This is a genomic window from Nocardioides sp. P5_C9_2, assembly GCF_054049555.1.
This window is the reverse complement of the sequence record NZ_JBFUMD010000288.1, coordinates 1-5083: the sequence shown is the minus strand read 5'-3', so window position 1 is coordinate 5083 and position 5083 is coordinate 1. Positions and strand designations below refer to the sequence as shown.

The following is a 5083-nucleotide window of genomic DNA, read 5'->3' as shown; positions in this document are numbered from 1 at the left end:
GACGTCGACGCCCCCGCCCTGCCCGTCCACGCCGAACGGAGACACTCGCGATGACCAGCACCACCCTGTCCGTGGCGATGATCGGTCACTCCTTCATGGGGGCCGCCCACTCGCTGGCCTGGCGTACCGCGCCTCGGGTCTTCGACCTGCCCCTCGACCCCGTCATGAGCGTCGTCTGCGGTCGTGACGAGACCCGGGCCGCCGACGCGGCCCGCCGGCTCGGGTGGGCCACCGGCGCCTCGGACTGGCGCAGCGTGGTCGCCGACGACTCCATCGACCTGATCGACATCTGCACCCCGGGCGACACCCACGCCGAGATCGCCATCGCGGCCCTCGAGGCCGGCAAGCACGTCCTGTGCGAGAAGCCGCTGGCCAACTCCGTCGCCGAGGCGGAGGCCATGGCGTCCGCAGCCGAGGAGGCGGCGCGGCACGGGGTGCGCGCCATGGTCGGCTTCACCTACCGTCGCGTACCGGCGATCGCGCTGGCCCGACGGCTCGTGCAGGAGGGGCGGATCGGCGACGTCCGCCACGTGCGTGCGCAGTACCTCCAGGACTGGATCGCCGACGCGGAGGCGCCGCTGTCGTGGCGCCTGCAGAAGGACAGGGCCGGGTCCGGCGCTCTCGGCGACATCGCCGCGCACGTCATCGACCTCGCCCAGTTCATCACCGGGGAACGGATCCGGGAGGTGTGCGGCCGGCTCGAGACGTTCGTCCATGAACGCCCGCTGGCCACCGAGCACGCCGGCCTGTCCGGCACCGCCTCCACCGAGCGCGGCCCCGTCACGGTCGACGACGCGGCGGCGTTCCTGGCGCAGTTCACGGGCGGCGCGATGGGGGTCTTCGAGGCCACCCGCTTCGCCACCGGACGCAAGAACGCCATCCGGATCGAGGTCAACGGCTCCCGGGGGAGCATCGCCTTCGACTTCGAGGACATGAACGTCCTGGAGTACTACGACGCCACCGAGTCGTCGTACGTCGCCGGGTTCCGGCGCATCCTCGTCACCGAGCCGGAGCACCCGTACGTGGCCGCGTGGTGGCCCGCCGGGCACGGACTCGGTTACGAGCACAGCTTCACCCACCAGGTGGTCGACCTCGTGCAGGCGATCGCCGACGAGACCGATGCCTCGCCCACGTTCGCCGACGGTCTGCAGGTCCAGCGTGTGCTGGCCGGGGTCGAGGCGAGCTCCGAGATCCGCCAATGGCAGGAGACAGCACCATGACCGACGTGACCGACCGTTACGCGCCCCGACCAGAGGACAAGTTCTCGTTCGGGCTGTGGACCGTGGGGTGGGAGGGCGTCGACGTGTTCGGCCCCGCCAGCCGTGCACCCCTCGACCCCGTGGAGTCCACCTACCGCCTCGCCGACATCGGCGCTGCCGCGGTCACCTTCCACGACGACGACCTCGTCCCGGACGAGGCGACCCGCGACGCGACGCTCGACCGCTTCGGCAAGGCGCTCGCCGACACCGGCATGCGCTGCGAGATGGTCACCACCAACCTGTTCAGCCACCCGGTCTTCAAGGAGGGCGGGCTGACCGCCAACAACCGTGAGGTCCGCCGCTACGCCACCGCCAAGGTGCTGCGCAACATCGACCTGGCCGCCACCCTGGGGGCCGAGACGTTCGTCATGTGGGGCGGCCGCGAGGGCGCCGAGCACGGCGGCAGCAAGAACATCCGTGCGGCCCTGGACCGGATGCGCGACTCCCTCGACCTGGTCTGCGACTACGTGCGCGAGCAGGGCTACACGATGCGCTTCGCCCTCGAGCCCAAGCCCAACGAGCCGCGCGGCGACATCCTGCTGCCCACCATCGGGCACGCCCTCGCGCTGATCTCCGAGCTGGAGCACCCCGAGATGGTCGGGCTCAACCCGGAGGTCGGCCACGAGGAGATGGCAGGGCTCAACTTCGCCCACGGCATCGCCCAGGCGCTGTGGCACGACAAGCTGTTCCACGTCGACCTCAACGGCCAGCACGGGCCGCGCTTCGACCAGRACCTCCGCTTCGGCGCCGGCAACCTGCGGGGCGCCTTCTGGACCGTGGACACCCTGCTGGGCAGCGGCACCGGCCACGGCTACGACGGCTACGTGCACTTCGACTTCAAGCCGCCGCGGGCCGAGGCCGACGACGGCGTCTGGGACTCCGCCCGGGGCTGCATGCGCAACTACCTGATCCTGCGTGAGCGGGTGCAGGCGTTCCGTGCGGATCCCGAGGTCGCCGCGGCCCTGGCCGCGGCCGGCGTCGGGGACCTCGACGAGCCGACCCTGGCCGAGGGCGAGTCCCTCGACGACCTGCGTGCCGCGTCGTACGACGTCGCCGCGCTGGGCGAGCGCAGCGTGGCCATGGAGGCCCTCGACCAGCTCGCGATGGAGCACCTCCTCGGCGCCCGCTGAGTCCCCCACCCTCGAGGAAAGGAACGATTCGATGCCACGACCGATCACCCTGTTCACCGGACAATGGGCGGACCTGCCCCTCGAGGAGGTCGCACGCCTGGCGTCCGGGTGGGGCTACGACGGACTGGAGATCGCCTGCTGGGGCGACCACCTCGATCCCTGGCAGGCCGCCGAGGACGACGCCTACGTCCAGGGCAAGCTCGACCTGCTCGAGAAGTACGGGCTCCAGGTCCATGCGATCTCCAACCACCTCAAGGGCCAGGCCGTCTGCGACGACCCCATCGACGCGCGACACCAGGGCATCCTGTCCGCCCACGTGTGGGGTGACGGCGACCCGGAGGGCGTGCGGCAGCGGGCCGCCGAGGAGATGAAGCTGACCGCGCGGACGGCCCAGCGGCTCGGGGTCAAGACCGTGGTCGGCTTCACCGGCTCCTCGATCTGGAAGTACGTCGCGATGTTCCCCCCGGCGACCGAGGAGATGGTGGCCGCCGGCTACCGGGACTTCGCGGACCGGTGGAACCCGATCCTCGACGTCTTCGACGAGTGCGGAGTGCGGTTCGCCCACGAGGTGCACCCGTCCGAGATCGCCTACGACTACTGGACGACCGTGCAGGCGCTCGAGGCCATCGGGCACCGGGAGGCGTTCGGCCTGAACTGGGATCCCAGCCACTTCGTGTGGCAGGACCTGGATCCCCTCGGCTTCCTGTGGGACTTCCGTGACCGGATCTACCACGTCGACTGCAAGGACGCCCGCCGGCAGACCGGAAATGGCCGCAACGGACGACTCGGCTCGCACCTGCCGTGGGCGGACCCGCGTCGCGGCTGGGACTTCGTGTCGACCGGTCACGGGGACGTGCCGTGGGAGCAGTGCTTCCGGATGCTCAACACCATCGGCTACGACGGTCCCATCTCCATCGAGTGGGAGGACGCGGGCATGGACCGCCTCGTCGGTGCCCCCGAGGCGCTGGAGCTCGTGCGCCGCCTGGCCTTCGACGCCCCCGACGCGGCGTTCGACGCGGCCTTCAGCACGCAGGCCTGATCGGGTACTCGTCCGGCAGCCGAGGAACAGCACGACCCCTGGCCCGCTCGGAGGCTCTCCGGGCGGGCCAGGCTTGTCTGTTGCCGCGCGGCGGCTCGTGCTGCGCCGGCGAGCGGTGGGCAGGCCACATTCCACGACCGTGCGACTGTGGCTGCCTCACCGCACACCGCTCGCGGCCTACGAGACACGCCGGCGTACGACGAACAGCCCCGCCCCCGACCGGCACGTCGGGAACGGGGCCGTTCAGGTGTCGTGCCTCAGAAGCCGATCAGGCCCTGCTGCCACTCGATCAGGTCGGCGATCTTGGCGGTCAGGGTGGAGTCCTGGAGACCGTGGGACTTGCCCTTCGCCTGGGTGAGCACGTGGACGGCCGCCTGGTGGCGGCCCTCCTCGTGGGCCTGCTCCGCGGACGCGAGGTAGGCGGCGACGTCACCGGACAGCTTGACCGCGCGCACCGAGCCCTGGCCGAGGTCGTCGTTGATGCGGTTGACCTCGGGGAAGGTCACGCAGTCCCCGCCTCCCTCGACGACGCCGGCGGTCCACTCGATCCCGCCGAGCAGGTGGTCGAGGAAGAGCGGGTCGGTGTAGGACGAGTCGACGTGCCCGGCGCCCTCGTACCAGGAGCGGCCGCCCTGGAAGTTGTGGCACCACGAGATGGGGTGGTCGGCGCCCATGGAGCCACCGGAGTAGGTGGACTCGTCCAGGGTCAGCAGGACGTGGACGTCCTCACGCGGGTTGGCGGTGAAGTTGTACCACTCGTCGAAGCGGACCCATTCCTTCGGCAGCATCGTCGTGGACGGGTGCGTCGGGCTCTCGACCCGCATGGTGGCGGTCTGCTGGGCCGGGTGGTTGCGGAACCTGGCCCCGCCGCCGGTGAGCGCGCCGTACCACGGGACAGCGTGCATGGCATCGGTCGCCGCGTGCAGCCCCACGAAGCCGCCGCCGTCGTGCATGTAGCCCTGCAGCGCCGCGAGCTCGCTGTCGTCGAGCGTGCGCGGACGGGCGGGGTCCTGGTTGTTGGTCCCGTCGACGTTGGACGCGAACAGGATCGTCTCGTACTGCCCGAGGCTCTCCGCGCTGGTGAAGGGGGTGCTGGACATGGTGAGTGCCGGCTGGCCGGGTGACGCGCCGGTGGGCGGGTCCCAGACGTCCACGGTGAAGCCGTTCTCCCGGCCGAGCTCGATGACCGCGTTGGTCGTGTCGTCGATGTGGGAGTGGCGGAAGCCGAGCGTCTTGCCGACGACCAGCACCTTGTAGTCCGGCGACGCACCGGCAGCAGCGGCGTCGGTGTCGACGGCGAGGGTGGGGGTGGACGTGGTGACGGCGAGGGCGAGGGCCGAGGCACCGACGCCGACGGCGAGGGCGAGCGGACGGGACATGGTTGCTCCTGGGTGGTGGTGGTGGGTGTGGTGGGTGGGAGGTGCATCCAATTTGTTGTGAAACAAAACAAATTCAGGACCACCGTAGTGACCTACGTCACCCGGGGTCAACGGTCGACCCCTGGAGAGCGCGGAGGAGGATGTCGCCATGCCCAGGACCGTGACCGGAGACGAGTCGGGGGCGACCCCGGCCCGACGTAGGCCCGAGCGGGTCGGGACCCGCGCGCCGGGGGTCCGGCTGCACAACCTCGCGGCGCTGCTCGAGCACCTCCACGT

Annotated in this window: 4 protein-coding genes; 3 read left to right on the top strand and 1 reads right to left on the bottom strand. The window is 70.9% G+C overall.

What is annotated here, in order from left to right; genetic code table 11:
* Positions 1-50 precede the first annotated feature (50 nt).
* The 3 genes from ACXJKL_RS14130 to ACXJKL_RS14120 are packed head-to-tail and all read left to right on the top strand — an operon-like array spanning position 51 to position 3428.
* A complete protein-coding gene (locus ACXJKL_RS14130) occupies positions 51-1220 on the top strand; it encodes a Gfo/Idh/MocA family protein (RefSeq protein WP_457207680.1) in 1170 nt (389 codons plus the stop codon).
* A complete protein-coding gene (gene xylA / locus ACXJKL_RS14125; protein ID WP_457207679.1) occupies positions 1217-2389 on the top strand; it encodes a xylose isomerase in 1173 nt (390 codons plus the stop codon). The genes ACXJKL_RS14130 and xylA overlap by 4 nt, the downstream gene beginning before the upstream one ends.
* Before the next feature lie 31 nt (positions 2390-2420).
* A complete protein-coding gene (locus ACXJKL_RS14120) occupies positions 2421-3428 on the top strand; it encodes a sugar phosphate isomerase/epimerase family protein (protein ID WP_457207678.1) in 1008 nt (335 codons plus the stop codon).
* A gap of 257 nt (positions 3429-3685) precedes the next feature.
* On the opposite strand, the gene ACXJKL_RS14115 is transcribed toward ACXJKL_RS14120, so the two are convergent.
* A complete protein-coding gene (locus ACXJKL_RS14115) occupies positions 3686-4807 on the bottom strand; it encodes a ThuA domain-containing protein (RefSeq protein ID WP_457207677.1) in 1122 nt (373 codons plus the stop codon).
* Positions 4808-5083 lie beyond the last annotated feature (276 nt).